The sequence below is a fragment of the Evansella vedderi genome (assembly GCF_030813435.1).
Taxonomy (GTDB): Bacteria; Bacillota; Bacilli; order Bacillales; family Salisediminibacteriaceae; genus Evansella; species Evansella vedderi.
Map to the genome: position 1 here is coordinate 1 of NZ_JAUSUG010000038.1, position 25924 is coordinate 25924.

At 36.2% G+C, this 25924-nt stretch carries 41 protein-coding genes; 4 read left to right on the forward strand and 37 right to left on the reverse strand.

Annotation, left to right across the window (positions count from 1 at the left end; all coding sequences use genetic code 11):
* Positions 1–58: 58 nt before the first annotated feature.
* From J2S74_RS26305 to J2S74_RS26355, 11 genes are all read right to left on the reverse strand, one after another.
* Positions 59–679, reverse strand: coding sequence for a replication-relaxation family protein (locus J2S74_RS26305; protein ID WP_307332415.1), 621 nt, complete (start codon positions 677–679; stop codon positions 59–61).
* Entirely contained in the window at positions 676–1848 is a 1173-nt protein-coding gene (locus J2S74_RS26310) for an FtsK/SpoIIIE domain-containing protein (protein ID WP_307332418.1), read from the reverse strand. Before J2S74_RS26310 ends, J2S74_RS26305 begins: the two co-directional genes overlap by 4 nt.
* Before the next feature lie 4 nt (positions 1849–1852).
* The gene (locus J2S74_RS26315) at positions 1853–2119 is read right to left on the reverse strand and encodes a group-specific protein (protein WP_307332421.1); all 267 of its coding nucleotides are present in this window, start codon (positions 2117–2119) and stop codon (positions 1853–1855) included.
* A gap of 14 nt (positions 2120–2133) precedes the next feature.
* Positions 2134–2415, reverse strand: a complete 282-nt coding sequence (locus J2S74_RS26320) for a hypothetical protein (RefSeq protein WP_307332424.1) — start codon at positions 2413–2415, stop codon at positions 2134–2136.
* Complete coding sequence (locus J2S74_RS26325) at positions 2412–2999, reverse strand: hypothetical protein (RefSeq protein WP_307332426.1); 588 nt, start codon at positions 2997–2999, stop codon at positions 2412–2414. Before J2S74_RS26325 ends, J2S74_RS26320 begins: the two co-directional genes overlap by 4 nt.
* Positions 2989–3174, reverse strand: a complete 186-nt coding sequence (locus tag J2S74_RS26330; protein ID WP_307332428.1) for a hypothetical protein — start codon at positions 3172–3174, stop codon at positions 2989–2991. Before J2S74_RS26330 ends, J2S74_RS26325 begins: the two co-directional genes overlap by 11 nt.
* Positions 3175–3203: 29 nt before the next feature.
* Positions 3204–3437 (reverse strand): hypothetical protein, encoded by a 234-nt coding sequence (locus J2S74_RS26335; RefSeq protein ID WP_307332430.1) that lies wholly within the window; start codon positions 3435–3437, stop codon positions 3204–3206.
* Positions 3434–3649, reverse strand: a complete 216-nt coding sequence (locus J2S74_RS26340; RefSeq protein WP_307332432.1) for a hypothetical protein — start codon at positions 3647–3649, stop codon at positions 3434–3436. The genes J2S74_RS26335 and J2S74_RS26340 overlap by 4 nt, the downstream gene beginning before the upstream one ends.
* Positions 3650–3655: 6 nt before the next feature.
* Positions 3656–3949 (reverse strand): hypothetical protein, encoded by a 294-nt coding sequence (locus J2S74_RS26345; protein ID WP_307332434.1) that lies wholly within the window; start codon positions 3947–3949, stop codon positions 3656–3658.
* A 278-nt stretch (positions 3950–4227) separates the two neighbouring features.
* Entirely contained in the window at positions 4228–4434 is a 207-nt protein-coding gene (locus tag J2S74_RS26350; protein ID WP_307332436.1) for a hypothetical protein, read from the reverse strand.
* Entirely contained in the window at positions 4431–5294 is an 864-nt protein-coding gene (locus J2S74_RS26355; protein WP_307332438.1) for a ParM/StbA family protein, read from the reverse strand. The genes J2S74_RS26350 and J2S74_RS26355 overlap by 4 nt, the downstream gene beginning before the upstream one ends.
* Positions 5295–5507: 213 nt before the next feature.
* Here J2S74_RS26355 and J2S74_RS26360 point away from each other — a divergent pair, with 213 nt between their 5' ends.
* Positions 5508–5747, forward strand: coding sequence for a helix-turn-helix domain-containing protein (locus tag J2S74_RS26360; RefSeq protein ID WP_307332440.1), 240 nt, complete (start codon positions 5508–5510; stop codon positions 5745–5747).
* Positions 5748–5846: 99 nt separating this feature from the next.
* On the opposite strand, the gene J2S74_RS26365 is transcribed toward J2S74_RS26360, so the two are convergent.
* The 11 genes from J2S74_RS26365 to J2S74_RS26415 all read right to left on the reverse strand — a co-directional run bounded on the left by J2S74_RS26365 (position 5847) and on the right by J2S74_RS26415 (position 14363).
* Positions 5847–6701 (reverse strand): hypothetical protein, encoded by an 855-nt coding sequence (locus J2S74_RS26365; RefSeq protein ID WP_307332442.1) that lies wholly within the window; start codon positions 6699–6701, stop codon positions 5847–5849.
* Positions 6702–6749: 48 nt separating this feature from the next.
* Complete coding sequence (locus J2S74_RS26370) at positions 6750–6923, reverse strand: hypothetical protein (RefSeq protein ID WP_307332444.1); 174 nt, start codon at positions 6921–6923, stop codon at positions 6750–6752.
* Between the two features lie 129 nt (positions 6924–7052).
* A complete protein-coding gene (locus J2S74_RS26375; protein WP_307332445.1) occupies positions 7053–7418 on the reverse strand; it encodes a hypothetical protein in 366 nt (121 codons plus the stop codon).
* Positions 7419–7461: 43 nt separating this feature from the next.
* The gene (locus J2S74_RS26380) at positions 7462–7947 is read right to left on the reverse strand and encodes a phage terminase small subunit P27 family (RefSeq protein WP_307332447.1); all 486 of its coding nucleotides are present in this window, start codon (positions 7945–7947) and stop codon (positions 7462–7464) included.
* Positions 7948–8453: 506 nt separating this feature from the next.
* On the reverse strand, positions 8454–9206 hold the full coding sequence (locus J2S74_RS26385) for an Ntn hydrolase family protein (protein ID WP_307332449.1): 753 nt from the start codon (positions 9204–9206) through the stop codon (positions 8454–8456).
* 8 nt (positions 9207–9214) lie between these two features.
* Positions 9215–11587, reverse strand: a complete 2373-nt coding sequence (locus tag J2S74_RS26390) for a phage tail tape measure protein (RefSeq protein WP_307332452.1) — start codon at positions 11585–11587, stop codon at positions 9215–9217.
* A gap of 306 nt (positions 11588–11893) precedes the next feature.
* Positions 11894–12571 carry a phage tail tape measure protein gene (locus tag J2S74_RS26395; protein ID WP_307332454.1) on the reverse strand — a complete coding sequence of 226 codons (678 nt, stop codon included), beginning with the start codon at positions 12569–12571 and terminating at the stop codon, positions 11894–11896.
* Positions 12572–12576: 5 nt separating this feature from the next.
* Positions 12577–12885 carry a phage tail assembly chaperone G gene (gene gpG, locus J2S74_RS27480; RefSeq protein WP_370876081.1) on the reverse strand — a complete coding sequence of 103 codons (309 nt, stop codon included), beginning with the start codon at positions 12883–12885 and terminating at the stop codon, positions 12577–12579.
* A 352-nt stretch (positions 12886–13237) separates the two neighbouring features.
* Positions 13238–13546, reverse strand: coding sequence for a replication protein (locus tag J2S74_RS26405; protein WP_307332459.1), 309 nt, complete (start codon positions 13544–13546; stop codon positions 13238–13240).
* 1 nt (position 13547) lies between these two features.
* Complete coding sequence (locus J2S74_RS26410; RefSeq protein ID WP_307332462.1) at positions 13548–14081, reverse strand: helix-turn-helix domain-containing protein; 534 nt, start codon at positions 14079–14081, stop codon at positions 13548–13550.
* Between the two features lie 48 nt (positions 14082–14129).
* A complete protein-coding gene (locus tag J2S74_RS26415) occupies positions 14130–14363 on the reverse strand; it encodes a helix-turn-helix domain-containing protein (protein WP_307332465.1) in 234 nt (77 codons plus the stop codon).
* 164 nt (positions 14364–14527) lie between these two features.
* On the opposite strand from J2S74_RS26415, the gene J2S74_RS26420 reads away from it, so the two are divergent.
* Positions 14528–15016, forward strand: coding sequence for a helix-turn-helix domain-containing protein (locus J2S74_RS26420; protein WP_307332467.1), 489 nt, complete (start codon positions 14528–14530; stop codon positions 15014–15016).
* Between the two features lie 535 nt (positions 15017–15551).
* Here the strand turns inward: J2S74_RS26420 and J2S74_RS26425 are convergent.
* From J2S74_RS26425 to J2S74_RS26445, 5 genes are all read right to left on the reverse strand, one after another.
* Positions 15552–16862, reverse strand: a complete 1311-nt coding sequence (locus tag J2S74_RS26425; protein WP_307332470.1) for a replication protein — start codon at positions 16860–16862, stop codon at positions 15552–15554.
* 321 nt (positions 16863–17183) lie between these two features.
* Positions 17184–17441: a hypothetical protein gene (locus J2S74_RS26430; RefSeq protein ID WP_307332472.1), complete on the reverse strand. Its 258-nt coding sequence runs from the start codon at positions 17439–17441 to the stop codon at positions 17184–17186.
* Positions 17442–17541: 100 nt separating this feature from the next.
* Positions 17542–17784 (reverse strand): helix-turn-helix domain-containing protein, encoded by a 243-nt coding sequence (locus tag J2S74_RS26435; RefSeq protein WP_307332475.1) that lies wholly within the window; start codon positions 17782–17784, stop codon positions 17542–17544.
* Positions 17785–17890: 106 nt separating this feature from the next.
* Complete coding sequence (locus J2S74_RS26440) at positions 17891–18085, reverse strand: hypothetical protein (RefSeq protein WP_307332478.1); 195 nt, start codon at positions 18083–18085, stop codon at positions 17891–17893.
* Complete coding sequence (locus tag J2S74_RS26445; protein WP_307332481.1) at positions 18078–18326, reverse strand: hypothetical protein; 249 nt, start codon at positions 18324–18326, stop codon at positions 18078–18080. Before J2S74_RS26445 ends, J2S74_RS26440 begins: the two co-directional genes overlap by 8 nt.
* A gap of 157 nt (positions 18327–18483) precedes the next feature.
* Here J2S74_RS26445 and J2S74_RS26450 point away from each other — a divergent pair, with 157 nt between their 5' ends.
* Positions 18484–18711: a helix-turn-helix domain-containing protein gene (locus J2S74_RS26450; RefSeq protein ID WP_307332485.1), complete on the forward strand. Its 228-nt coding sequence runs from the start codon at positions 18484–18486 to the stop codon at positions 18709–18711.
* A 492-nt stretch (positions 18712–19203) separates the two neighbouring features.
* Here the strand turns inward: J2S74_RS26450 and J2S74_RS26455 are convergent, their stop codons facing one another.
* The 10 genes from J2S74_RS26455 to J2S74_RS26500 all read right to left on the reverse strand — a co-directional run bounded on the left by J2S74_RS26455 (position 19204) and on the right by J2S74_RS26500 (position 25302).
* Positions 19204–19449: a hypothetical protein gene (locus J2S74_RS26455; RefSeq protein ID WP_307332489.1), complete on the reverse strand. Its 246-nt coding sequence runs from the start codon at positions 19447–19449 to the stop codon at positions 19204–19206.
* Between the two features lie 270 nt (positions 19450–19719).
* On the reverse strand, positions 19720–20121 hold the full coding sequence (locus tag J2S74_RS26460) for an endonuclease domain-containing protein (protein WP_307332492.1): 402 nt from the start codon (positions 20119–20121) through the stop codon (positions 19720–19722).
* A 1030-nt stretch (positions 20122–21151) separates the two neighbouring features.
* Positions 21152–21670 (reverse strand): type II toxin-antitoxin system PemK/MazF family toxin, encoded by a 519-nt coding sequence (locus tag J2S74_RS26465; protein WP_307332495.1) that lies wholly within the window; start codon positions 21668–21670, stop codon positions 21152–21154.
* Positions 21671–21730: 60 nt separating this feature from the next.
* The gene (locus tag J2S74_RS26470) at positions 21731–21925 is read right to left on the reverse strand and encodes a hypothetical protein (RefSeq protein ID WP_307332498.1); all 195 of its coding nucleotides are present in this window, start codon (positions 21923–21925) and stop codon (positions 21731–21733) included.
* Positions 21926–21941: 16 nt separating this feature from the next.
* Positions 21942–22421, reverse strand: coding sequence for a hypothetical protein (locus J2S74_RS26475; RefSeq protein WP_307332500.1), 480 nt, complete (start codon positions 22419–22421; stop codon positions 21942–21944).
* A gap of 11 nt (positions 22422–22432) precedes the next feature.
* The gene (locus J2S74_RS26480; protein WP_307332502.1) at positions 22433–22630 is read right to left on the reverse strand and encodes a hypothetical protein; all 198 of its coding nucleotides are present in this window, start codon (positions 22628–22630) and stop codon (positions 22433–22435) included.
* A complete protein-coding gene (locus tag J2S74_RS26485) occupies positions 22627–22836 on the reverse strand; it encodes a hypothetical protein (RefSeq protein WP_307332505.1) in 210 nt (69 codons plus the stop codon). Before J2S74_RS26485 ends, J2S74_RS26480 begins: the two co-directional genes overlap by 4 nt.
* A 440-nt stretch (positions 22837–23276) precedes the next feature.
* On the reverse strand, positions 23277–23828 hold the full coding sequence (locus J2S74_RS26490; RefSeq protein ID WP_307332509.1) for a site-specific integrase: 552 nt from the start codon (positions 23826–23828) through the stop codon (positions 23277–23279).
* Positions 23829–24138: 310 nt separating this feature from the next.
* Positions 24139–24504 carry a hypothetical protein gene (locus J2S74_RS26495; protein ID WP_307332512.1) on the reverse strand — a complete coding sequence of 122 codons (366 nt, stop codon included), beginning with the start codon at positions 24502–24504 and terminating at the stop codon, positions 24139–24141.
* Positions 24505–25302: a ParA family protein gene (locus tag J2S74_RS26500; RefSeq protein ID WP_307332513.1), complete on the reverse strand. Its 798-nt coding sequence runs from the start codon at positions 25300–25302 to the stop codon at positions 24505–24507.
* Between the two features lie 202 nt (positions 25303–25504).
* Here J2S74_RS26500 and J2S74_RS26505 point away from each other — a divergent pair, with 202 nt between their 5' ends.
* Complete coding sequence (locus J2S74_RS26505) at positions 25505–25696, forward strand: helix-turn-helix domain-containing protein (protein WP_307332514.1); 192 nt, start codon at positions 25505–25507, stop codon at positions 25694–25696.
* Positions 25697–25924 lie beyond the last annotated feature (228 nt).

Genomic DNA, 25924 nt, shown 5'->3' on the forward strand with positions numbered 1-25924 from the left:
AAATTGTCACCCCACGACAAAGAAAAAATCCTTCATGAAGAAGGATGATAAGGGGTATTCAATTTGCATACCCCTTACCCTTTTCCTGCAAAGGTAATATGAATTCGTTCACGTCTTTATATTGTTTTACCTTCACGTTGGTTGTTTTAATCGGATACTTAGCTTCAGTCAGGATAATAACAAAAGGGAAAAATGGTTTATATTTATCATTTTTAGGCTGCCACCAAAACTTCTTCCATTCTCCACTAGCGTAGAATTCTTCATATAGGTCTATTTTCTTCTGCATTACTTTTGTTGTATATAAGCTTTTCTGGACCTCAATGAAGTAAGGAGAACGTTTATATATAGTGAATATATCTGGGCGTACATCCGCCTTATAGCGTGGCTCTATATCGAATGTCTTTGGCAATCCTAACTCTAAATAGACATCGGCCATAGCTAGGAAATGGTCTATTTTATTTGAATTTCGCTTTATGGAATTAATTTTGGGTAAATACACATAAGGCATACGGCTTGGAGCTTTTACTATATATCCTCTATCTCTTAATCTTTTTAGACTGATATTTGCGTTGTTGTAAGGGCGTTTACAATGTGTGAAATACATTTTCTCTATATGGTACCTTTCTAGACAACGGAACTTCTCAATAGCTTTTAAAATAAGTTTATCTCTTTGAATCATTCTACATCACCCAGGGCTCCATTGAATGGTTCATTATTATCATTCTCTTCATCGTCTATTTCTTCTGGTTGCTGATCTACGTTCCATTCTTCTTTGCTTACCTTATATGGTTCCAGGAGCTTCTTTAGTCGTTTCTCACTTAAAAATATCCCTTGTAGCTCTGGCATTCCATCAACAGTAAGGGAGTCTAATAAGAATCGACCTTTCCCTTTTAGGTTCTCTGCTCCGGGAGTTCCAATAACATTTGCATTAATGGCATTCTTTGCTTTAAATCCCATTGTGGCATTAAGGTTCCCTTTAATTCGGCTATCCACTGTTTTTGCATCTGGACGTAGTATGGAGAGGATGAGGTAAATGCCAAGTGCTCTACCTCTATTACCTAGCTCCAATATGATTTCCATTGCATCATCATCTTTTAGTGAAGCGAACTCATCGATAGCTACTATGATATATGGGACCCGCTTCTTTTCTAAATCCTTAACGTGTGTCACTCCTTCTTCTACAATAAGCGCCTGTCTTTTTTCTAACTCAACCATTATCTTAATTAGCATAGCTTTAGTTTCTTCTCTAGTCAGGCAAAGATTTTTAACATGTTTGACGTATCTAAAAAACTGAAATTCAGCCATTTTCAAATCAGCAAGATAAAGTTCTAACTTCTCAGGAGGCATTGCAGCAATTAGGGTCATTAGTACACTTCTTAACTGTGTGCTTTTCCCACTTCCAGTAGTTCCGCTAATGAGTAAGTGAGGATTCTCTATTAAATCAAACGTAACATACTGATTGTTTTTGTTTACCCCAGCTACTACTGGAACTTCATAATCCTTTAACAGGTCTTTGACCTTTTTGTAGCTCCAGAGAATTCTACTTTCAATGTCTTTTTTGTAAACGGTGAGCGTATACTTTTTAATGTTATCTGTTTCTATCTCTAGAGTACTGCCAAACACTTGATAAAAGGCGTACTCCTTTTTTTTGACCTCTTTTGGGTCCATTCCGTTCAATAAAGTAAAGACAAATTCTATTTTATTACCATTGTCTAATTCCCTCGCCGAATGGATCTTAGGGTATATTTTCTTTTTATCTTGGTAACTTTGATACTCTTTATAGATACCAACTGCATTAAATACTTTCCGGAGTTGGCTTTTTAATTGCCTTTCTTTTAGTATTTTCATACATTCACCTACCTTGTTCGCTTAACCATACCAACAAAAACTTCTTCATTTCTTCAGCTGAAAAATACCACTTACCACCAACTTTATATCGAGGGCATCTGGGGTCGTGGAAGAATGTTTTTACAACAGTATTCCAGCTCATGCAAGTTCTACGTGTTAACTCTTTGGAATCCCAAAAGATTAATTCTTTATCAACATCTTTTGCTACTTCTTCTACTTTTTCTAAAATCATTTTCCTTACTTCTTCTTGATCAATATCGACTTTTATCATAATATGGGTTCCTCCTAGAACAATGGATTCATAAACGCTAGAATGGCTAATGCTGCAAGTAATGTTATTGGCATAAAGACCTTCATAAACCTCACAATAGTTTCTGCTATGTGGTCATTCCCCATCCTTACTAGGACGTTTTCTGCAACTCCTATTCCTACAGCAAATACACAGGTTAATCCGATAATGATATACCCAGTACTAAAAACACTATGAGTCTTTAAATCATTTATTTCTGGCTGGGGATGAACCTTATTACTTACGAATTCCCTGAAATCGATAAACTCATAGTTCATAATGGCAGCACTCCTAATAGATCGAGTAACACCATTAACGGTTCTAGAATTGCATTTACATTAACCCATTCAATAAGGTTTTCTATAACCATATCGAAGTTGTTTCCTAGTTTTTGAGCAAATACTTCATTCTTCATTTCAATCCATGCAAGTAAATCCTGTTTTTGACGTGCTACTACTTCGTGATCTATCCCATGCCAGAAGTTTTCTCGAAACCCATCGGCAACTACATTCGTTCTCGTATCCGTCCAACTATTCATGAATCGGTAAAGAAATTCGGTGAATTCTGATTTGTTCATAGCTGTATAAGTGTACGAATCATACTGGCAAATCCAGTCCTTAACTACTCCATTACCTGAGCACTGCTCCCACCATTCGTTCATGTGGTTTAAAAATTCTTCTTTGGTTGTATCGGCTAGATCCACATGCTGTGGTTCGTATCGATTCCAGCCGAAACGTTCATCGTACTTAAAGGTGAGGGTAAACTTTCGGGTTAATGGGTCCATGTTGTGTAATGTTTCAATTTCCTTTGGAGACATCTTTAAAAGATTGACATTCTCAGCCCATTTCCACTCATTCTTCACCGCTATCCTCCTCCACTAAATCTATAATCTCATCGTCTGAGTCTTCTGGAATAAAGGTTGTAGCGGGTTCTATTACATGTTCTTCAATCTGGCGTTTCTGAGCGTGTTCTACACCTGCGTTATAAGACAATAAAGCTACGGCCATGCCGACAAATAAGGTTCCTAATGTTATCATTTTAGCCTCCTGTTATTAAAGTCGGTGTACTACTGTAATTCACTTTGGTTAACTTCAATGTCCATATCTTGCGTTATCCAGTCTGCAATCACTAATGCAGAAGTATACTTTGGGAACTTCATATAACGAGTTCCTTCTAGTCCTTCCATGAAATAATCAATTGCTTCTTGCTCCGTCTTTCCTTCAACTCTCATAAACTCTGGAATTAAATCGGACAAATTGTAAAATACATTCCGTTTTTCACTTACTATGATATATTTCATTTTAATTCCACCTGATTTATCGCTATTGAACGTAATCTAAGTCCTACTGTATTACTGGTAATCCGTTCGATATAGTTCTTTTTGTTTGGTTTCATGACGAACACATTGTAATACGCTGCCACTTCTTTTAACTCTTTAACTTTTAATGTTAATAAGAGTTCCTTTACTTCAGATTCGGACTTTGCGTTATCGATTTTATTATAAATATCCATTTGATCTCACCTCGGCCTCTCCCATTCACTCCATTCATGGCTACAACTCTCACAAGAACATTCGTCAACGTCATCAATGCCAAAATCACAATCGTCTGGCCCATCATCAATATCCCCTGTGTTCACCCATACCGTAGCGAAACCATGAACTATAAGGTTAGCTGTAATGTTATTTGAACCACACTGAGGACAAGTAATGTCTTCACGAGGGATATAAGGTCTTTCAGGAATGTACCATTCATCCCTAGTGACCTTCGCTTCCACCCGCTCCCCGTTCACTTGAATTGTAATTGTATCCATACAAGCAACCCCTCTCTGATTATGAATTGATTAAAGATTTCAGACAATTCAAAGTAGTGTCCCTTCCCCTTCCCCCCCTCCTAGTTTTCTCCCCCCGCACCCCCCTCTTTCATACCTCCCCCTCTACCTCTTTAAACAGGATTAAAAATTCAATGATAGAGGTTGATGGACAAAATAAAACTGAGTAATGCATACAGAGGAAAAACACTGTACAAAAACTGGTTTTTAGACAACTGTGAACATGTTTAAATTAAAGAGAATAATAGTCTGTTAGGAGCTTAAATGAATCCTTCGAAGTCATCTTTCGTAACTGGTGGTAATGTAGGAGCGGGTTCAATTTCTCTTAGTTTCTGCCTCATATCGAAAAATATTAGTCTCTTAACGTAGTTGGAAAAATTTTTGTTTTTGACGTAATCAAGCATTTCTACTTCATCATCTTTGTTTAAGCTAAACGACACTGGTTTTATCGCTCGGTTGTGGCTCACCCGTATAACCCCCTGGCTATCTCGTAGTATCCAGCTGCATTTGCATAAACCGGGTGGATCCGTTTCATTGTGCTTCCAACTTGAATACGAGGTTTGATTACTTCTGCATTTTCATAATGGTTCTGGATTGTATTGATAATTTCATAAGCACTACCGCCACAAACAAAAACCCTATCCTCTTGGTTCCACTTGAGTCCAGTAGTCTTTTTTAAAATTCCTTCAGCAAAGCTTTTAACATCTGTTTTGATTGTATTTCGACCAAAGTTAAACGTATCTGAGCCTTTATCTGTTTTTTTGCCCAGGTAGATAGTGCCGCAATTAACCGTTCCACTTCCTGCATCGATGATCCTAATGACCTCGTGTTGCTCTCTTACCTCCTTATCGATAGCAAAGTAAGCTGATGAGCCTTCAGCTGCTACAGCAACATCAGTAATGGCAAACTCGTAGGTTATATCATTAATGATTATCTTCTGAGGTCCTTTTAACATCTGGATAATCTTCTTCTTTTCGTTGTCTTTATGCTTCTTAATCGGTTGCCCCACTACTAGTTGCACATCTCCAGTAGCTTTTGATAAGGCTAAGGAAATGATAGTCCTTAGTTTGGCTTCTTCATGGGCTTTGGTGTTCCCAAACATATTTGACGATTCCCCGAAATCTGCAAACTCATCCTCATTCATTGCTAATGTGCCAGCAAAGTATTTTCTGTCTTCGTATTCAACAATTAAATCGTATTTACCGAACCGTTCTTCATCTAGACTCCTTTCTCGATAGTGAGTAATGTTCGAGGGGATCATCATTTCCCCATAAGCACTAATTAACTTTGATTGAAAGTTTCCTGCATCATTACTCCTTAATGCCATATTTCCTCTCCTTTCGTATTACTCCAGATACACAAATGGTTGTTTTATAGAGCAATCGTGTGACCTATGTGTTACCTGTGTTAAAAGGTTTATGTGGCACCGTTTGTCCAATATTACTCATTTTTAACGCATTATTTTTGAGCGTTTATTTTTGGTGGAAATTGGACAAGATGGTTGATACATAGAATTGTAGATAGGAGAGTGAGTTAAATAATGTTTGGATTAGGATTAGGTTTGGGGAAAAAAAGAAGTCGCTTAGGTAGGTTTTTGGATAGACATGGGAAAACTCAGGAATGGTTAGTAAGAAAAGCTGGATTAGGTAGAAGCACTGTTGCTGATTTAGTTTCTGGAGACTGCGAAAGAGAACCGACAACTAGAACAGTAAAAAAGATTTTAAAAGCATTAAGGGAATTAGATCCCAGTGTTAAGGCTGATGATTTTTGGGATATGTAAAACGGTCTATGTTCAAGCATAGACCGTTTTTTTTTGCATAAAAAAGCACTCCCATAAAGGCGGGTGTGCTCGTGTTATCTGGAATTGGATTGTTAGAGACTATATACCCCATTCCTCTTTCAATTTAGTCAAAAACTTCATCATGGAGCCATCGTCTTTAGTTACGTCTGGATGAAACTTTTTAGCTGCTAATCTATATATCTTCTTTAGCATTGCCTTTTCTTCATCGGTGTAGTTACTAGTAGTTTGAGTAAAGTAACTACTTTTAAAATAATCATTGTAGTTACTTTGATGACTGTTGTAGTAACTACTTTGTTGCTCATTATACATTTTCAAAATCTCCAGGTACTCACTATTTCTTAAAACTCCAAATACATCATAACAATAGTCATATGTATCAGAGCCGTATTTCTTTTCAAAAGCATATTTTTTCTTACGGTGTTGCTCTAAAATTTTTTCTTGTTTTTTCTTAGTCTTATATTCTTCCGTTCTTTCAAACTCTAACTTAACTTCATCAATTAATGGCTCTAACTTCTCATAAACAAGATCCCAGAGTTCTTCTTCAGTGATTCCCATCTCCTTTAGCTTTTCTTCTAACTTTGACTGTGAAACACAATCCCCCGGCCAAAACTCAATTAAAGAATAATAGCTCATGGTACAAATAACCCACTGTTTCTTTCTTACTTTTCCATCCTTACGAAAGCTTTTGTGGATGCTGATTTTATAGGCATCTGTAATAGGTCGCTCAAACTTTTCTTCACTATAGTGATATGTGTATTTTGTTTTAAATTCACCATCAATAGTAAAAGAAATTGAGTTAACGTATAACTCTTTTGGTGTACCAAATAAATCAGGCTTTTTATTGACTACCTTTTGAATTACACAATACATAATAAATTCACGCCCTTTGTAGTTACTGTATAAAACGTTGTAGTAACTACGTTTTCTTTTCAAAAAAAGACAGGTAACAAGCTCCCCTGTCTCGAGTTGTTGATCTTAAATTTAAAAAAGCAAAAAGAGTAAGAGAATAATAGGTATAGTCACAAACAACAAGCAACCACATCCGGTCATTGTCATATTGGCACCTGTTTTTTGCATATCATTCCCCAGTTGCTTTAACTTTTCACTTCTCTCCCTTAGTTTCTCCTGTTTAGCCTTTATTTCATCATCGTTCATTGCACCTTCCCCCTCCCTTATTTTCATTAATAATATTGTATTTGTTAACAAAATATTAACATTATTATTAATAACATCATCAACAATTACGCAATTAATAACTTAGTGCGTTTTATCAATATGTGAAGCTTAATCATTTATCTTTTTCAACTTTAAATAAAGCTTGGAAAATGCCCTTTTTCTAATCTTTGAATATGTGTTTTCAGCTATTTTCATTTTATCGGAGTAAATCTCATAATCCGATATATAATCAGCCTCTAATGACATATAACGCTCTTCAATCAGGAACCTTTCTTTTGATGGTAACTTTGAAACGATCCCCTCGATGAATTCACAAAACAGTTGTCTTTTAGAGTACTCTTCTTTCTCTGGTTCTGTTATGGTATCTAAATTAGGGACATTTAGAAGATACTTGAATAGCCTATACTTCTCAAAAGCAACCTCAACGACTTTTTTGCTTGTTTTGAATTCTTGCAAAGTCAATTCCTCATTCACCTTGAAACACCCCAATAAATAAGTCGCTTTTATCTGAGATCACTTAATCTAATAAATCATCATCTTCTTCGTCTTCTTCCGTTCTAGTCGCTGATACTAAACGCGCTCTAGCGCTTGGAGACAGACCGAATTCAATCATGTATTTTTTGTACATATCAGCGTACTTTGTAGCAATTTGGATAAGAGGATTAGTAACTTTATTTGTTTGTCTAGCAGCATTCACATACTCAATTAGTAATTCCTTTTGTTTTATTTGCCGTGTAGCAACGACGTATTTTCCGTAAGCATCACAACAAATTGCAAGAGATGCAACGTCTAGATTAGTCAATAAACCTAATTCTTTAAGTTCATCTACTATCCTATCCCATTCCTTTTTCCCTTCGCCTTTTAGCCACTTTGGACAATTAATATTGTCATTGGCTGGGGTTATCTCTAATTCTTTTCTACGCTCTAATTCAGCCTTAGTATAACGACCTTTATTACCTTCTGCTTCAATAACGGCTACGGGTTTTGGTAATCGTCCAGGCATCTGTAATCATCTCCTTAAATTCCAAAGGGTTACTTTTAAAATACCAAAAAGGGAAATAACCAAAGTCATTTTCGAAAAGGGCTACTTTAAAAATCGAGATTTTTGCACGTATAACTCCGGGTCCGGTCTAGAGCTAAATCTCTCTAGGGATCATACCCCCCCCTCCCCCCAAAACAAGCTTTCATTTTGGGAAATAATTAATACGAAGGTTCGTACCCGTTCTAGAGGGAAATTGGAAAAGGTATTCAACCCTTTGGTTGTGTTAAAGGGACTCCTTTGTTCACAGGAGTCCCCACGTTGTATAACTTTTTTAGATAGATTGTACAACTTTTTCATTGTACCCCCCTTTCACGAAAAATTGACCTGCGGTGTAAGCGAAGGGCCATGTCCGGTCAATCGAGAAATTTTCCCTCAGTTTTTAGGGGAGGGGGGCTATACCAACGTTCTACTGGTTTATTACATTTTCAATTTAAAGATTTTCTGAAATACTTTTATTAGATTTCGAATTAAAAATCGTCACTTTCAACCTCTTTTTGAAGCGTTTTTAAGCCAAATTGTTCATAATAATTAGCGCTATCAATAGTTTGCTTAGAGTATTTTATTAAGTCTCCATCTTTGTACAGAATGTGAAAGTTACAATCTGTTGATACAGATGTGTGGTGTTTATGACTTAAGTAAGCATGAACCACCAAAATTCTGTTTATAAAGTTTTGAAAAAATCTCTCATCTTTTCTCAAAGATAAAACCTCTCTAAATTTAAAATCATACTCCGGGTCTGGACCGTTTATAACTGTTGGGTAAGCCTTTGTAATGTCTCTAGATTCAGCATAACCTCCGTAACAAATGTCTTTTAAACCAGCGTTACCAGAATGAGTAAAGCCAAATAAATATGCGCTAAACCCTTCCCTAATCATCCTAATTGCATCTTGTTCAGGTATGTCTAAACCCTCTAATTCTCTTCCTTTGATTTCAGTAATCACTTGTTCTGCAATCTTTGAGCATTCCTGTAAATCATTATCTTTATTTACTCGTTGGACTAATTCTTGTTTTATAAGCTCAGTAACATTTTGGAACCCAGTGACAGCAAGAAATACTTTATCTGTTATTCTAGTAACCTTTTCGCTTTTTAAATTCGTCTCAATGATAGGTTTACTCTTATCTTTTTCTAATGTGTCAGCATAATAGTGCTGTATTGTTACCTTTGAGTCATTTGAAACTATTACAAAATCTTTGAATGCTATCCCTATAACTAAACTCATTTATCATCTCACCCTACCATCTCTAATGCATTTGGGTTACACTCTGTTCCTGCAGCGTATTTAGGAATTTGTAAGCCTGCACTTGCAGCTATCCGTTCATGAATATGAACAGATTTATTTACTGGAGCAGATGCCCTTTTGTTAAGATCATCTATCGTTCCATTGTCCGTAACACGTACATTTTTAGTAACATCTTTTCCTAGCTCTAATGTTAAAAACCCAGCTTCCCGAGTGTTTTCTGTCAAAAGCCGCGCTGTTGTATTTAAGCGCCTTTCGATTTGCCCCTGTACTCTTTCCCTCTCCCTTTCGTCGTCAAGAAGCTCCGAAGTAAGACCTGTTTCACGCTCGATCTGACCTATAATAGATTGGTGCCTATTAATTTGTTCATCGAGTATTCTAATGTGGTCCTGTAAAAGACCGCCTTTATCTCCTTCTTGTTTAATACGCTCTTGAGTTTCAGCTTTTTCATCGCGTAATTTTTTTAGCTGTTCATCTGCAATTCGCAGACCTTCTCTTCCCTGTTCGTTAATCCCAAGCTCAAGTAAAAGAATTCCTGCTATAGCTGCATCGACTTCATACAGCTTAGATAACTTTTGTCTGTTCAACTCCAGGTCTTCATTAACTTCTTCTCGTTGCTTAGTGATTTTATCTAGTTGTTCAGTAAGCTTACCTTCTTGGAGGGTATATAAATGCCCGCGCTCACGACTTAACTCATTTAACTCTTCTTCTGATAAAAGACCTTGCATAAACTTCTTGTTTATTTCATCGAGTCTTTGGCTGATTTCTTCCTGCGTCATGTTACTCATACCAAGTAATTCATTTCTATTTCTTTCGTGACGTGCTAACTCTTCGGATAATCTATTGATTTCTTCTTGAACTTCAGCTTCGTTTTCCAATGCTTTTAACCGCTCAATTTGTAACTCTTCCCATGCCATATTACGGAGTGATTGAATGTAATCGTAAACTTTGTCAGTTGCTTCAACTACAGAATTTCCTCGCTCTGTAAAAGTCTGTTGAACTTCTGGAGTTTGCCTAATGATTTGATTATTTAATTCAAGCATTTCTTCAAGTTGCTCATTAGATAATCCTGATTTTTTTCTAAGCTTTTCGTATTCTTGTTGAAGGGCTTCGATCTTTTTAGGATCTGACTCACCTTCCAGACGTGATTGAAGATCTAATACTCTTCCTATTTCGTCAGCTGATAACCCTGATATCCTACGTAACTCATCATAACGACCAGCGATTTCTTCAAGTGAGTTAGCCTGGTTTAAATAAGAATTTGCTGTATCTAAATTTACTTCTTTAGCTCTATTAGCATATTGCGTGTAAGCGTAAATTCCCGCTCCAGCTAAACCTATTGCACCAACAGTTAAACCTACTGGACCTGTTAAGGCTGTAAACGCTGCTGTAAGTCCTCCAGCTCCTGCTAAGACACCTGTTAAAGCTGAAGCTCCTGTCATTAAACCACCGATACCCATTGCAAGTTGACCACCAACTACAAGTACTGGACCGACTGCAGCTGCTACTCCTGCGGCACTCACGATTAATCTTTGAGTTTCTTCGTCAAGCTCTCCAAATTTCCTAACTAATCCGGTACCGAATTCAATAGCACGAGTGAACTGAGGGATAATGTGTTGGGAAATGGCAATTCCAGCGCCTTCTAAAGCAGAACGGAATTCACGCATGGACCCTTTGGCGTTGTCTTCCATTATTTCTGCCATTGTACGTGCTGCACCCTCTGATTCTTGAAGTTCTCTTGTGTAATTTGCTAAATCATTGGCACCTCGATCTAAAAGCGCTGACCACCCAGCAGTTGATTCAGAACCAAAAATAGTAGCTAAAGCTGCTGTTCTTGCATCAGCACTCATCCCCTCTAAGCCATTTCCAAGTTCCTCTACTACAGAGGCCATATCTTTCATATTTCCGTCAGCATCAAAGACTTTTATTCCTAAATCCTCAATCAAATCAGAAGCAGCACCTGTAGGACTAGCAAGACGTAACATCCCCTGTCTTAGTTGTCTTCCGGCCTGTGAACCTTGAATACCGGCATCGGACATAAAACCTACTGCTGCTGATAAGTCTTCTATTTCGAGTCCTAATGTATTTGCAATTGGTGCCACTACTTCCATTGCTTGCCCTAGTTGACCTACATCTGTATTAGCACTGGATGAGGCTTTAGCCAAAACATCTGCTACACGCGCTGATTCACTTGCATTGTAACCAAACCCACTAATAATATTTGAAACTATATCTGCTGCTCGTCCTAAATCCATGTTCGCAGATGCTGCTAAATCTAAAAGGCCCGGCATTGCATCCATGATTTCTGATACCTCGAACCCGGCTCTCGCTAAAAATTCCATTCCGCTTGCTGCTTGAGTCAAATGTTACGTAAGCCGTTTAAACTTACTCTCCAGATTTCTCTGGAGTATCGGACTATATCTTCACCCTTCTGTCTTTCAGGTACTGATAACTTGTAAGTACCTGACACCTCCTTATGTAATTAGGTGGTTGGCGCTCGTGGATATTTCCTCTTATTCATTTAGTCCCCACTTCAGAATAAGAATACTCAATCTAGTCTCTACACGTTCCCTACGTCACCGTAAGGCTTCGCTCGGAGTTAGCATATTTCAGTTGACATCAATTTAAGGGTAACTGAAACTTAGCCTTCTCCGAATTCACCAACTGTTTTAGGCTACTGATTTACCAGTAACTGACCAACTATATTTAGCCGAAAATCTTGTAGTGGCACCCATTTCTTTTGCCATTTCTGTTAAGTTATTTAAACCTTCTCCAGTAGCTCCAGATACAGCTTGAACTTGACTCATAGATTCCTCAAAATCCATTCCAACTTTTAATGCTGCACTCCCTAACCCTACAATAGGAGCTGTCACCCTCATGGAAAGTTTCTTTCCAGTGTCGGTCATTTGCTGACCAAAATCCTTCATCCGTTTTCCGGAACGATCTAGGTTCTCTGATAACTGAATAAGCGGGTTAGACTGTCTTTCAATTTCCCTTGTTACATTCGCTAATTCCCTTTCAGTGTTTTTCATTTCGGCAGCTGCTTTGTTATAGCGTGTCGCTAAATTTTCTGTTTCTCTAGCATTTTCGCCTTTTTCTTTTTTAGACTGTTCGTATTCTTCTTTTAATCGCCTAACACGTTCTTGTTGAAGTGTTAATTGTCTATTCAATATCTCAGAATGTTTACGAAGTCCATTTATAGAGCCTCCAAATCCGTCACCACTAGCCTTTGCTAATTGCATTTCTGATTTTGTGTTTCTTAACTTACGGTTGATGTCCGTCATGTTCCTGCTAAAGTCTGCACTGTCCAATTGCAAACTAACTCTTAAAGCTCCAACCTCGGCCATTTAATTCATCCTCCCATCTTTACATCTAATCCTGCTGCATGAGCATCTATTTCGTTTATTGCCTCTAGACACACAAGAGCTAGTTCATTCAAGGGAACCCCTTGATAAAACTGCCTTACTGTGAATTGATTTTTAAACACCTCCTTAGTTATGAACTTGATTAGTCTTTTCAGTTCTCTTGGATTCTCTCCAACATTTGCTACATTGACTTTCTTTCGCATTTTTAGAAAGGAGTCGTATGTTTTTACAGTTGGAACTGGAGACGTAAAAGTTTTAGTACCCCCTGGTAAATTCAGTGTAATTTGCATTCTCATTATCCTTTCTAAAATAATCTGCCCTTGCAAAGAAATTTGCGAGGTAGTTTTCTTTAATATTTCTTTAAAATCTTTCTTTCGAAAGTTCGCTCTAATGAAGGAACTGGAACAGGTGGGGTCATGGGTGACCCTATCAGTGGGGTCATGGATGACCCTATAATGGGGTCATGGGTGACCCTACCTATAAATACATAACAGTTTGGTTATAAGCTTTGAACCCTTGGTATTACTGGATTATAACTAGACTATCTATTAATCACACAACAGTTGTGTTTATAATTTTTAACCTTTGTAACCGTTGGTATCACTGAGTTATAACCAACACTGTATAGTGAGTGCATAACAGTAATGGTTATAAAAAAGCATCATTTTTCGCAGAAGGCTCATTAAACTTTAGTCGCATTTTTTTATTACCTTCCTGCTCTTTGATAAGAACCTTTTGATCTACTAAAAACTTCACATCACGTTTAATCTGCTTTAAGCTAAATCCAGTTAAAATAGATAATTCATTATTAGAAACTTGAAAGTATTCTTTGTTCCACCCATAAGTATTTCTTATCACTACCAAAACAATCATTAATTGCGCTAAAGTAAATTGTTTGGGATTCAGAATATAGTCATAAATTTCATTCGGGAACCGGGTAAAAGTCTTATGCTCCATACTAACTACACTCTTTTATATAGTTATCCCGATGAACTCGAAACCAATTTTCTTTCTGTACAAGCAATCCGCGAGAAATCAAATTCTCAACAAGCTTTTTTACCGTCAATTTATCCCAAAAACAAAATATTTCTTCCCATTGCCCTGGTTTAATAATCACCCAGTAATATCCGTCCATAAAATTTTGTTGTACTGATTTGTAGTTATACTCCCATCCGAGCAGATACTGGATAATAATTGATTCATTCAACCCGATTTCTTTAGCGACATCCGGAAAAAAATCAAAAGGGAAATCCGGGTCAATTTCAGCAATGTAACCATATTTGTCGTATTCTACAAACAATTCATCAAAATCCTTATCTAACAATCTACAAATCTTTATGCAAAAGGAATTCCTGGGATCCTTTAATCCATTTAGTACTTGATTTACGTATGGCTGGGAACAATTCATTTCCTTCGCTAACTTTGTTTGAGAAATCCCCTTGCTCTTTAGTTCTTCTTTTAAAAAATCAATATCCCGAATCCTGTTAGTCATCCTCATCACCACCTAATCATTCCAACTGCTTAATAGATTGTCTTATGTTCAAATTGTTACTGCCTCTTTTTCGTCAATAATTTCAAATATCTCGTCAAAACTAACTTCTAAAGCATCACATAATTTTTTAGCTGAAAGTGGAGTTGGATTTCTCACTCCTTTACTGATCTGGACGACAGTAGGTTGTGACAATTTTGCTTCTACTGAAAGTTTGTTTTTCGACCAACCTTTTTTAATTACTAATTCATTGAACTTCGATTCGTCTTTTAATTTAATCTTCATATCAACACCACCCTAAAAATATAAGTAAATATAGCTCTTGTGTAAATTATATAACTAAATATAATAAACTTCAATACTTTTCAACTTTTTAGTTACATAATTATTGCAATCATTTATATTTCTAGGTAGAATTAATATAAACAACTAGTAAAGGAGAGGTATTTATGGAGCAACATATAGGGGAATATATACGTTTTATAAGAAAGCAGAAAAAAATAACCTTAGTTGATTTAGCTAAAAAGACTGGATTTTCACAACCCTACTTATCACAAATTGAAACAAATAAAAATAAAGATAAGCCACCCGCTCCAGACTTATTAGAAAAAATAGCAAAAGCGCTAAATACCGATTATTCAACACTATTAAAAAAAGCTGGGTATTCTTTTATTGATGAGATCTGGGACAACAATACCCAAAAAGGAACATTGGTCTTTGATGTTAATTTCATGGAAACCAAAAAAGATAAGAATGGAGCAAAAAGCAGTAAATATCTAACTAAAGAAGAGGTTTTGCAAAGATTCTTTGACTTCAACACTCTCTTAGAGGAACGACAAGAAATAAACTACAAAGGGATATCATTTACAGAGAAAGATAAACAGTTATTAAAAATATTTTTAGACACCTTAATGCACGACAAAAAAGACACCCAGTAATACTTTTTACGGTGTCTTTTATCATTTCATATTCATCTTATAATACAGACCTCATATAAAACGCCTAGAAAGCCCATATATCAATTTTAACAACTTCGGGTACAAAACCGTTATTCCAACATAAAAACGTAATATACAAAGGAATAAGTGTCTTATTTTAAGTGTTATGTAGTTTTTAATAAGTATTGTTAGAAGAACTAATGTATAAATTACTGGTTTCTCTTTTTTACTTACTTTTAAAACTCTAAAGGTTCTACCTTATCGTTGTAGTAAGTAATCCATACAATTCAAATTAACTGTACAAATCAATGTAGTGAACAGAGATAAGTAATATATAGTAGTGGTAATATTTTGTGTAGGAGCTTAGATCCTGCCGCACTGTCGTTTACCTTCGTCTCAGGCCGACTGGCCGCTATACCCTCCAATACTGTAAAAAAAATAAATTCTTTTCTTGGATTATAACGATAATATCCTGCCTGTGGATAAGATAAAAAAGCGAGCAGGCTTACGCCCATAATATAAGCGTACAGACCAGTCACACTTTTAATTTTCGTTTTAATTTAGCTATATAAGAGCGGTCCACGCCTAGTTTTTCGGCTAATTCCTTTTGTGTAGCATTCGGGTATCGTTTTAGAGCTTGTTGCAATAAGAATAATTTATCTTGTGTTTTATCTCGCTGCTCCTGTAAATACTCCTCTCGCGGCTTCATGCCTTCCTCACGACGTTTTTCCATATTAGCTATACGTTTCCTACGCTTTTTTTCATTAGCCCCTATAATCGTCTGTAGATGCTCCATTTCGTCATCTGTAATGTCTAACCACGATATTAGCTTTTTATTGCTGATATTATAACCGGCTCCCGGATAACCTTTTTCAATAGCAAGTTCATTCGCCTTCTTATCATTCTTAGCTATCCACGCCTTCTCAGCGCTTCTTGTAGCCCTTTCAACCTCTTTTAAGGGTAAAGGGGCACTAAACTGTAAATTAAACGTGTACGTTTGATCTAGTGCTTCTGAAGGGTCGTTTGTATAGCAGCAGGACCAGTAACGATATAAAAAGCAAATCGTTTCCCTGTATCCTGTCACTTCATAGTTACGAAGCTCTACCAACTTAACCAAGTCTAATAACCTAGCATAATGGAGTTTATACGTATTGAATAATTGAGCAACCTTCTTTTTACGTCCACGCTTTTTTGTTCCTGGAGCGGGTTTAAGCTCCTCTGTTAGATCAGGAAGGTAGTCATATTGAATATCACGTAACTGGTAACGGTAATCGTGGCGATATTCGGCCCTTACTTCAGCACCGTTCTTACTATTCACGCTCCCAGCAATACGAAAGACACGCGAAGCGTCCGCTGCTCTTTCATCTCCCCCGAGCTCCTTTAATAACTCTAAAAAATAATTCTGTACGGCTTGCCATAACGGTAAAGCCTTATAAGGAACAGGGTCCAACAACCAAATTAAAACAATGCCTTGTCCACTAAAAATAAGGATGTTAGGATCAGGAAGGCTCTCTCCAAAAAATTCATGTTCTAACTTACCTAAGATCCACGACGGCTCATAATTAAACAGATAAAAATCTAAATCAACGTATAAGGAACGTAGCTGACGAATGTTTTCTATGCTTCGTTGAGGTTTAAAGAACGTGTTTTGACTGAAGTACACGTCCTCACCTAACCATGTTCCTAACTGTTCGGCCAAATCTTCAGGTCTATAGTGGTATTGCCGGAACTTACCTGCAGGTGTTTTTTTAGCGACGGTTATCCATCCATCAGCACCATTATGATGGAACCATGCATGGTATTTAGCATTATCAACATTATTAGCAGCTGTTGAGCGATTTTCCATAAAAATTCCCCTCTCCATAGTGGAAAGGAACGTCTGCCTATGCTATTATATATACATAAATTCAATAGCAAAGGGTCGTTGTCCTAAAAAGGTACAACAATCCTAATAGCGAAGGCATTGTCCTTCCAGTATCGAAGAAACTCCCGCGGCGGCCAAACCATTGGGGGTTTTTTCTTTGTCTATTATTCTACCAAACTTCACCATAAAACTACATAGCCTTATAAAACATGTTATCAAGCACTGAAATTTTTGGCGATAATAAGAGATTTTTATTTTCATAAAAAAGGAGTACGCATTTCGCGCCCCCTTTGTGTATTTTTCTTATTCAGTTGCTACTGCCTTTAACTCATTAACATTAGAAATGATCTCCTCCAGCTCCACCATTTCATTTGATCTGAGGGCATTCATTCCTAACTCATCTAGACACTCGAAGTATGTCATTGTTTTCATAAGACTTAAAGCTATTTCCTCACGAGTTACAGCTTCATCCTCAATTAACGTATTTGCTGCATCCATTATCGCTAACTTTAATTGTGTTATTTGCTGATATGTAAGGAATGAAATAGTTCCTTTTGACATCGTTATCCCCTCCAGATATTTATTTTTGAAATCCATGTTTTACGTTTCCAGCAAATTTGATTATAATATTTAGTATTGAAATTTTTTATTTACCCAAAAGTCACGTCGTTCCCAGCGATGTGGCTTTATTTTGTTTATTTAAACAATCGGCTTCCTTCCCAAGATAAACATGTTCTGCACTGATCTCATATAATCTCAATAATTTAATCAAATTTTCACGACTTACATCAAAACAATCGGCTTCCAAACGCTTTAAGGTTCTTAGTGGTAAACCAGCTAGTTTGGCTGCTTCTTTTTCTGATAAGTAACAATTTAATCTGGCCTGACGAAGTGTTAACCTCATTGTATTTTTACCTCCTTAAAATTCTCCGACACACTGACTTTCTTTTATTTCCTTTGCTTTCCCTTTTACCCATCTATCGAATTCTTTGCGATTTGATATATCAGAATTAGGGTAAACGATAAGTAATTAACCTTGGCCCAACATATATGTACATAGAGCCATTGTTTTGTTCTATATTCCAAACGCCTTCGAAATTTAATTCCTCTGTAGAGATCAATTTTTCTAACTCAGCTTTCCTTACTAATTTTTTTAAATCGATTGTTTTCTTTCCTTCATCTCCTGTTACAACAACATCAGTCATTGTTATTAGCCCCCTTTTTGAGGATGTCTATATATCCAGCAATGACATCATTATATAAATAAAAGCCAGCAATCAACGCTTGAGAAACCAATTCTTCGTCACGTTGAGATGTTATTTGTGGGTTAGCAGCTCTAAATCTGTCCATTAAATAACGATTGACTTGTCCACCTTCTGAATACATTAATTCCGTAATATAAGCTATTTCCTTTTCAGAAAGTACTGGGGCTTCTAACTTTTTCATTTTTATCCTCTCCTAACTTGTCCTTAATCTATGAAACTTTAACCTTATATGGTTAATTATTATATTTATAGGGTAATTTTGTCAACAAATAATTGATAAATTATCTCTTTAAAAGTAAAATATAACTCAGAGGAGTAAGAGGGAGAGGGGAATAGACGTGGCTATAACCAATAATTTAAGAATTATTATGGCTAAAAAAAAGATTGATAGCGTATCGGAATTGATGTTAATCACTCATTTAAGTAGAAATGCACTAAATAAGCTTTACCATGATGAAGATATAGATACGGTTAAGTTAGGAACACTAATAAAACTTTGCGATTCTTTAAATGTTCCACTTTCCGAACTTCTGGAGTACACACCTGAAGAAAATTCCACTCATTAAAAAAGACCCTAACCAATAAAGGAAAGGGTCTTTTTTGTATTCAGTTGTCACCAAACTGACGACAACTGCCGAGTACAGGGGATATTTTCAAATACTTAGAATAAATACTTCACGTAAATACTTTGTGCAAATAGGTGAACGTGCAAGTATTTGTTACAAGTATTTGAATTAAGTATTTAAAATTCCAACTAAAAAAAGCTTTTACATCAATACTTACAGGATTTAATTGTAAATACCATAAGGGGATTATTCAAAACCGTGACTATATTAGGGTTAGTAACCACCCACAAAATGTGGGTACTTGAAGTAAGGACAAACTTTCCCTACTTGCCTTTCAGTTGGGACCAGTAGTAATAATAAAAAATAGAAATCTTGATAAATAAAGGGTTCCGCCCACATTGTACGGAACCCACTATACATGATTTTATACATTGTTTATTTATCAATATTTTAGTTACAAACTGCATTGTACTGCATAAAATCCCGCATATTTTATTCATCAACTATTGTTACGTTAATTCCTTCCTCAGCCGCTTCTACTTGCTCAACCACCCAATAGTTATAAGGTTCTAAAACGATTAATTCTGTTGAGCAAGTCATAATATTAAACCTGGTACCAACGGACACAGATCCATCATCAAAGACTTTTTCCACGTCGTAACCATTTCCAGTATCCATACATTGAACATCTTCACCAACTTCAGCACAACGAATGGCAAGCTGAGTTTTTTTAGCCATACAAAAACACCCCCTTCAAGTTTGTTATTCATGAATATCGGCAATTTGAAAGGAGTGTTCAGGATTTTTTTATTTACAACTAGTTGTAATTTGGATAATAGATGGAGAATTTCATGGATAATGAGCTGGATAATAATTATCGGTCTATTATCTGCGCTCCCGCTTTTAATCCCAACGGTTTAGAGCACATTCAAAAAATGTTGCTAATTAGTACCCCATAACAAAAATGAACAGCGTTGATTTATTAATTTTCAGTACTAACCAAAATGGTTATAACTTTTTTATAATTTCTTTTTCAATACGAGCAAGAATACCGTTTAAATCTCTGTAGATCCGCTTACCCGAAAAGCGAAGTACTTTCCATCCTCTACGTCTTAAAAACGCGTCTCTTTTCCTGTCCCTTTCCTTTTGCGAAGGAGATGAATGATAATCCTTACCATCACATTCAATTGCAATCCTCGCCCCTCTAAGGGCTATATCGATACTGTATGGCCCTTCTCTTACTTGTGTAGATACTGGATAACCATTTCTTTTAAGCGCCTCATACAATCGGGACTCTATTGGAGACTGGCACTTATAACGCTCTTTATCATGTTCTGGTTTCGTATAGTCATATTTCAACGCTAGGATTAAAGGAAATAGCAGCAACGAAAAGAAGATAAAATAATCCACTATTTGCACCTTCTTTTGGAGCGGGTAATTCAAGTGTCCGACAAATTGTCGGCAGCTGTCCCCATAAAATATCCTTCGTGATTAGTTTTCTCAAAAACATCTCGTTATAACACATGAAATTGGTGTACCCTCGAATATAAAATGGTGCCCCTATCTCTAGATCCTTATGTAGTTTGACTGTTAATTAAAAGAGTGGTATTTTATCATATTTTTCTCTTATTCACAAAGCGAACACCGCTTCGGAAGTGTATGTCTTATTCTGGATACATGTTTCTCATGTAGGACTAGAATTGTGTATAATAGGATAAGTGATAAGATGATGTGAAAAAAGAGGTCATGCTCCCCCGATTTAAACGCTATGTCACAAATTAGGGGGGTGGTAGTAGTCATGGAATTCCTAATGCTTTTATTTGCAGCTGGTAGCTTCTTTGTTACTTTATACATGGCTTTAAAATTAAAAAAGTAACCCACCCTGCACGCCGCGAAACGTTCAATGGGTGAATCACTTTCCTGAGCTGACCGTTTTTCAACAGTCTTATTGCTAGAGCTAGGGTGCTGCAACACCTTAGCTCATTTTTAATATTGTATTCAAAATTCCTAACCTGTATACAAATAGGCATTTAGCGAATGCACCATATATACACGATATGGTGCTTTCATTGCTTTAATTATAAGATTACCAATCGGTAAATGTAAACCAATATCGGTAATATCAGTAACTGGTTACTTTAGGAAAAATAATAAAACCCCCAAGGATCTATGTCCCTGGGGGCGGTTTGTCCGTGACATGACGGACGATGACTTTCCCTACTAATACGTAGGGGAATGCCCATGACGTGATGGGCGATGTATTAAGATGTTTACTCAAAACAAGCCTTTTTATTCCTAGAAATAATAAAAAGGGACCTGATTATGAAGGTCCCCTATGATAAAAAACGTGATATTCTCACGCGATTTGTCCGTGACGTGACGGACGATGTAATTACCTAAATTATAAAAGAGGTTGTCCATTTCGTCAACCCTAGCTCGTTTAAATGCCAAAGACCCACTTTACACGAGTAATGATTTTGTCAAGATCCCCGGGGGAAATATCACCTTTGTGGTCTCCTATTCTTACCTTACTTACAGTCTTAGTTTCCTCGCCTAAAACTGCTGAATCATGCTCTAGGAAAGTGTATTTTCTTTTTAAGAGGAAATAATGACTTCTATATTGAGGTTTGTTAAGCACCTCTTTTACTTTTCCTTCTTTATCACGTAAAACCTTCTTTTTTAAGTTTTTTGTTAAAGGAATTACGGACACGTTTCCAGAGGTGGAATTGATTAAATCATTAGATACGACTAATACAGGTCTGTGTTCTCCCTGTTCAGTACCTATGTTTTCCCCTAATTGACACATATAAACCCCACCGCGGATAATTCCTCGTTTGGATTGCGTTTTTTCGTTATCAATCCAATCGTTCGATAAATTAACTTTTGTTTCAATCCAGCTGCGTAAAGCACTTTCCTTTTCTGCTTTCCGTTGTTCTTTAGTTTTGATTTCTCTAGCCAACTTTCCTCTCCTCCTCACAACCATGATTGTACCATAGGGGAAAGTATGGCTGATTGTTTTTTACTTGGAAATTAATCTTTCTAGCTCTTCTGGTTCCACACTAAGGTCACCACCAAGACTAATGACATCTTTATTATCGTTGTGTTGTTTCCTGATGAAGTTATTCCATTTATACTTTTCAACGTGTACTGTTTTACCATCAAACTTTAGCTCATAGCGGTCATCTTTTAAACTGTAAGCAACGTAAACGCCCATTTTCACCCGCTCCTCTTTATTGAACCATGTTATTTTCAATCATGAATTGAATATCACGTTCGTACTTTTCTACTTCCTCCTGACTTAACTTCAAATCGATTTCTTTGCCGGTGCTGCTGGTTTCGGAGTCAAGAAGGAATACCGAACCTTGATTTTCTACACGTACTGTCTTTCCATCGAAGTACTGAAATCGAAATAAGACTTTACTTAGTCCCTTAATCTTGAATATACCATAAGCAAAAGTTTCGTCATCCGGCATTTGAACAAAGGATACTTTTAAATCGTCCACATTAGTTGTTACTGGTTCCTCTGTACTTCGACCTGATAATTCTTTGAATAGATCTAATAAAACTCCTGTAGTTTCCGACTCTGAACCTGATAACCATTCAATCTTCCTAGCCTCTAATTTCGTTAACTTCCTTCCTAAACCAGTTTCTAAAGCTGTCACCATGCGCTCATTCATTGTTTTTTGGTCTACATAACGATATGTTTTCATTCAACCCGCTCCTATCCTTTAAGTTTTTCTTCCAGCATATCTTCAAGTTTCGTTTGTAAATTCTGTAGTTCCTCAACATCCACCTTTAAATCGTCAATTTCATCAGACCAAGAATATTTACTTTCCTTCTCCAGTTCCCTTTTAAATCTTTGCCTACGGTCATTAACGCAAGTAATAATCAACTGTAATTCCGATGTTTTTATGTTCATTCAACCCGCTCTCCTCTGTAATATTTATCAATTATTTCACTTACTACTTCTTGGCCTAAAACATTATTACGAGCAAATGAATAAATAGCCTTCTGGATCGTATCTGTTTTATTAGTGTTTATCCCTTCCTCTTTCATCTTCTCCACCATTTTTTCTAATAAAGACATGTGAACTTCATCTAACCGAATGTTCATTTGTTTTGACATCTCTCCACCACTTTCCAGTTTTATTTGTCTCAATTATAACTAAGTATATACATTTTGTATATACGATTTGTGTTGTGTTTTATTCACTTTAAATTTAAATTTTATTATAAAATCCTTTATTAGCAAGGGTTAGACAAGGTAATTAATATTAATGTTAGTGTTATAATTAATATTTAGTTAACGTTATGTAATTATTAACACGAATGTTTGTGTGCAATAAAAAATCACGATAAGTACTTGCAGAAAGTGTTATCGTGACTGTGAATTTTAGAATAAAATTAACGTTATTATTCATATTAATATTAACGTTAATTTTGCCGTATGTTATAATGTTATTAAGAGGTATTTGATCTATATTAATAGTCAAGTCTCATCCCCTGAAGCCTAAGCTTGGGGGAATTTTCTATGTTTTTTTTGCTTAGGTACCACACGATACAACCTTACAAACTAAAATTATCAATCGCTTCGTCTATTTCATCCTGGGAGATTCCTATATAACGTTTTGTTACCGATGGAGCCGAATGGTTGAAAATATCTTGAAGCATAGCTACATCTTTTGTTTTTTGATAAAAGTGATAACCGAATGTCTTGCGTAAAGTATGAGTGCCGATTTCTTCTAAACCAACTTGAGCAGCTACTTCATTTAGAATCCTATAAGCCTGAACTCTTGTGATGGGTCTATCTCCCTTTCGTGAAGGAAATAAATAATCATCTTCGTTCATTCCAGTGGTATATTTCAATATTTCATTTTGTAAGGTCGCATTAATCCTAAAACGTTTATATTTATCTGTTTTACTCTCCTTTATCTTGATATGTTGTTTCCCTAAAACCTCTCGAACCGTCAGCTGCAGCATATCTGATATTCTTAGTCCGCAATTAATCCCCATTACGAACAAGAAATAATCTCTTTCTGATTTTGTTTTCAGAACGTTTTTTATCTCTTCGATTTTTTGTTTGTTTCTAATCGGTTGTACCGTTGTGCTTTTCCCCATTTAAAATCACTCCCTTTCTCTTATGTAACATCCATATTCAAAACGTTACTCTTCTATGTAACTAAAACATTCAAAATGATACATTGTACACCCTTAATTTCTAAGATTGCTTAAGAACCCTGATATATAAAGGATTTAATCACTTTTCTTATGTAACCTTTTATCTAAATTGTTACATTCGCCTTTCCAACCTCAATTTGAGGACAGAGGAAACATGCCTAAACTTTCAGTTCAGTAGATACCAAAATGGTACCGACTGAAGTTTGCACAAATAAACCCAGCTACTTAATAGCCGGGTTTGACATCGATGCTATAAGATCCCCTTTTCCTGAAACACTTTTCGAAGTGCTTCGTTAACTACTTTTGATTTAGTTCCACGACCACCTTTTTTAGCTAACCGAGCAAGTATATCAGCCAAGTCCTTTTCTAAGTAAATTCCTGTCATGACCGTTTCATCACTCTTCTTCTTTTTCCCTTCCAGCAGTTCGTCTATGTAGTCTCCCTTCCCCTCTTCGCTAACATTAACGTTAACATCATTGTTAGCATTATTTTTAGTGTTATTATTCACGTCACCTTTTTTATCGTCATTAGCATTAGCCTTATTGTTATTGTCATCATTTTTATTAATCTTAGCAACGTCACCAAATCCAGATAATGATTTATCTTTTCTAGCCATTTATGAAACACCTTCCTCTATCTCTTTTAATAAATCAAAGTAAGTAGAAACCAGTGGATTCTTTTTCTCCGTTAAAGTAGCGGGTAATCCCTCGTAAGCTATGCTAGAAGCAAAGCGAACAGAACGAGGAATAACAGTATCTAAAAGTGAAATGTCATTCTCTAAACAAAATCTCCTGCATTCCTGAAGAACTTGTGAATGAAGTGTCGTCCTTTGATCCACGAGAGTAGCTACAACTCCAAGTATGTTTAACTTTTGATTGTTCTTTAACTTGAAGTCTTGAATAGCATTTAGGATTTTTACCAGTGACCTCATCGAGTAGTTTTCTGGTTGGAACGGGATTAAAATATCATCTGCATATGTAAGGACATTCCCTTGAGTTAATCCCAGGTTTGGAGGAGTATCGATTAATATATAGTCGTATTTATCCCGTAAGTCTTCAGCAGCTACCTTTAATAACTTAAAAGGCTCGGGGAACTTATTGCGCTCTGTCAGTACATCAAATTCAAAAAAAGCCATGTCGTCATTTGCTGGAAGTACATCGATGCTTCCATTAGTTGAACTGTAAACATTAACAATTGAATCTGAAGCGGGTGCACCTTCAACCAAAACATCATAAAGTGTAACTTCACACTCGTCAGGATTTTTTCCGAATGACAGCAAAATGTTTCCTTGATTATCTGTATCTATAATCAAAACTTTGTTACCCTTTTGTGCTAAAACTCCACTGAGGTTACTGCAAATACTCGTTTTCAGTACGCCTCCTTTATTCGTTGATATAGCCCATATTTTCCCCATATCCACCCTCCTAATTAATGTTAATGTTAATGTAAAAATTAATATTATTAATTACAATGAAGTAAACTTTTCAATATTGTTATTACATTAGACAATATTATCATTAATCCTGCTTAAACTGTTCAAATTTTAATGGGGTTGTTTGTTAATAATAGAAATGCTTGTGAAGAAAGGTAGAGTAAAAACATAGGAGGATAAAATAATGGATAACCAAATTAACAGAGATGAACTTCCAGAAGCACTAACCCCTAAAGACATTCAACAAATATTGGGGATTGGCCGTAGACAAACGTATGAATTAATGGAGGATCCACCGTTTCATGTTGTCAAAGTAGGGAAGATTTATAAGATTTCTAAACGCGCCTTTTTTAAGTGGTTTGACGGCGACTCGTGAAGTACCGATGAATTGTCGGTAGTTGAAGATTACATAAAGGGGTTGTCGTTTCGGTAACTCCTTAATCAGTTCCGGTCAATTTGGCCGATACTAAAAAGAGTCGTCAATTTTGGGACACCTGAAAAGGGGTGACAAATTGTCACCCCACGACAAAGAAAAAATCCTTCATGAAGAAGGATGATAAGGGGTATTCAATTTGCATACCCCTTACCCTTTTCCTGCAAAGGT

Coding starts and splice junctions, on each gene's coding strand:
- J2S74_RS26305 (WP_307332415.1), bottom strand. CDS start 679: ATGATTCAAAGAGATAAACTTATTTTAAAAGCTATTGAGAAGTTCCGT.
- J2S74_RS26310 (WP_307332418.1), bottom strand. CDS start 1,848: ATGAAAATACTAAAAGAAAGGCAATTAAAAAGCCAACTCCGGAAAGTA.
- J2S74_RS26315 (WP_307332421.1), bottom strand. CDS start 2,119: ATGATAAAAGTCGATATTGATCAAGAAGAAGTAAGGAAAATGATTTTA.
- J2S74_RS26320 (WP_307332424.1), bottom strand. CDS start 2,415: ATGAACTATGAGTTTATCGATTTCAGGGAATTCGTAAGTAATAAGGTT.
- J2S74_RS26330 (WP_307332428.1), bottom strand. CDS start 3,174: ATGATAACATTAGGAACCTTATTTGTCGGCATGGCCGTAGCTTTATTG.
- J2S74_RS26335 (WP_307332430.1), bottom strand. CDS start 3,437: ATGAAATATATCATAGTAAGTGAAAAACGGAATGTATTTTACAATTTG.
- J2S74_RS26340 (WP_307332432.1), bottom strand. CDS start 3,649: ATGGATATTTATAATAAAATCGATAACGCAAAGTCCGAATCTGAAGTA.
- J2S74_RS26345 (WP_307332434.1), bottom strand. CDS start 3,949: ATGGATACAATTACAATTCAAGTGAACGGGGAGCGGGTGGAAGCGAAG.
- J2S74_RS26355 (WP_307332438.1), bottom strand. CDS start 5,294: ATGGCATTAAGGAGTAATGATGCAGGAAACTTTCAATCAAAGTTAATT.
- J2S74_RS26360 (WP_307332440.1), top strand. CDS start 5,508: ATGTTTGGATTAGGATTAGGTTTGGGGAAAAAAAGAAGTCGCTTAGGT.
- J2S74_RS26370 (WP_307332444.1), bottom strand. CDS start 6,923: ATGAACGATGATGAAATAAAGGCTAAACAGGAGAAACTAAGGGAGAGA.
- J2S74_RS26380 (WP_307332447.1), bottom strand. CDS start 7,947: ATGCCTGGACGATTACCAAAACCCGTAGCCGTTATTGAAGCAGAAGGT.
- J2S74_RS26385 (WP_307332449.1), bottom strand. CDS start 9,206: ATGAGTTTAGTTATAGGGATAGCATTCAAAGATTTTGTAATAGTTTCA.
- J2S74_RS26395 (WP_307332454.1), bottom strand. CDS start 12,571: ATGGCCGAGGTTGGAGCTTTAAGAGTTAGTTTGCAATTGGACAGTGCA.
- gpG (WP_370876081.1), bottom strand. CDS start 12,885: ATGAGAATGCAAATTACACTGAATTTACCAGGGGGTACTAAAACTTTT.
- J2S74_RS26405 (WP_307332459.1), bottom strand. CDS start 13,546: ATGGAGCATAAGACTTTTACCCGGTTCCCGAATGAAATTTATGACTAT.
- J2S74_RS26410 (WP_307332462.1), bottom strand. CDS start 14,081: ATGACTAACAGGATTCGGGATATTGATTTTTTAAAAGAAGAACTAAAG.
- J2S74_RS26415 (WP_307332465.1), bottom strand. CDS start 14,363: ATGAAGATTAAATTAAAAGACGAATCGAAGTTCAATGAATTAGTAATT.
- J2S74_RS26420 (WP_307332467.1), top strand. CDS start 14,528: ATGGAGCAACATATAGGGGAATATATACGTTTTATAAGAAAGCAGAAA.
- J2S74_RS26425 (WP_307332470.1), bottom strand. CDS start 16,862: ATGGAAAATCGCTCAACAGCTGCTAATAATGTTGATAATGCTAAATAC.
- J2S74_RS26430 (WP_307332472.1), bottom strand. CDS start 17,441: ATGTCAAAAGGAACTATTTCATTCCTTACATATCAGCAAATAACACAA.
- J2S74_RS26435 (WP_307332475.1), bottom strand. CDS start 17,784: ATGAGGTTAACACTTCGTCAGGCCAGATTAAATTGTTACTTATCAGAA.
- J2S74_RS26440 (WP_307332478.1), bottom strand. CDS start 18,085: ATGACTGATGTTGTTGTAACAGGAGATGAAGGAAAGAAAACAATCGAT.
- J2S74_RS26445 (WP_307332481.1), bottom strand. CDS start 18,326: ATGAAAAAGTTAGAAGCCCCAGTACTTTCTGAAAAGGAAATAGCTTAT.
- J2S74_RS26455 (WP_307332489.1), bottom strand. CDS start 19,449: ATGGCTAAAAAAACTCAGCTTGCCATTCGTTGTGCTGAAGTTGGTGAA.
- J2S74_RS26470 (WP_307332498.1), bottom strand. CDS start 21,925: ATGGGCGTTTACGTTGCTTACAGTTTAAAAGATGACCGCTATGAGCTA.
- J2S74_RS26475 (WP_307332500.1), bottom strand. CDS start 22,421: ATGAAAACATATCGTTATGTAGACCAAAAAACAATGAATGAGCGCATG.
- J2S74_RS26480 (WP_307332502.1), bottom strand. CDS start 22,630: ATGAACATAAAAACATCGGAATTACAGTTGATTATTACTTGCGTTAAT.
- J2S74_RS26485 (WP_307332505.1), bottom strand. CDS start 22,836: ATGTCAAAACAAATGAACATTCGGTTAGATGAAGTTCACATGTCTTTA.
- J2S74_RS26490 (WP_307332509.1), bottom strand. CDS start 23,828: ATGGGGAAAAGCACAACGGTACAACCGATTAGAAACAAACAAAAAATC.
- J2S74_RS26495 (WP_307332512.1), bottom strand. CDS start 24,504: ATGGCTAGAAAAGATAAATCATTATCTGGATTTGGTGACGTTGCTAAG.
- J2S74_RS26500 (WP_307332513.1), bottom strand. CDS start 25,302: ATGGGGAAAATATGGGCTATATCAACGAATAAAGGAGGCGTACTGAAA.
- J2S74_RS26505 (WP_307332514.1), top strand. CDS start 25,505: ATGGATAACCAAATTAACAGAGATGAACTTCCAGAAGCACTAACCCCT.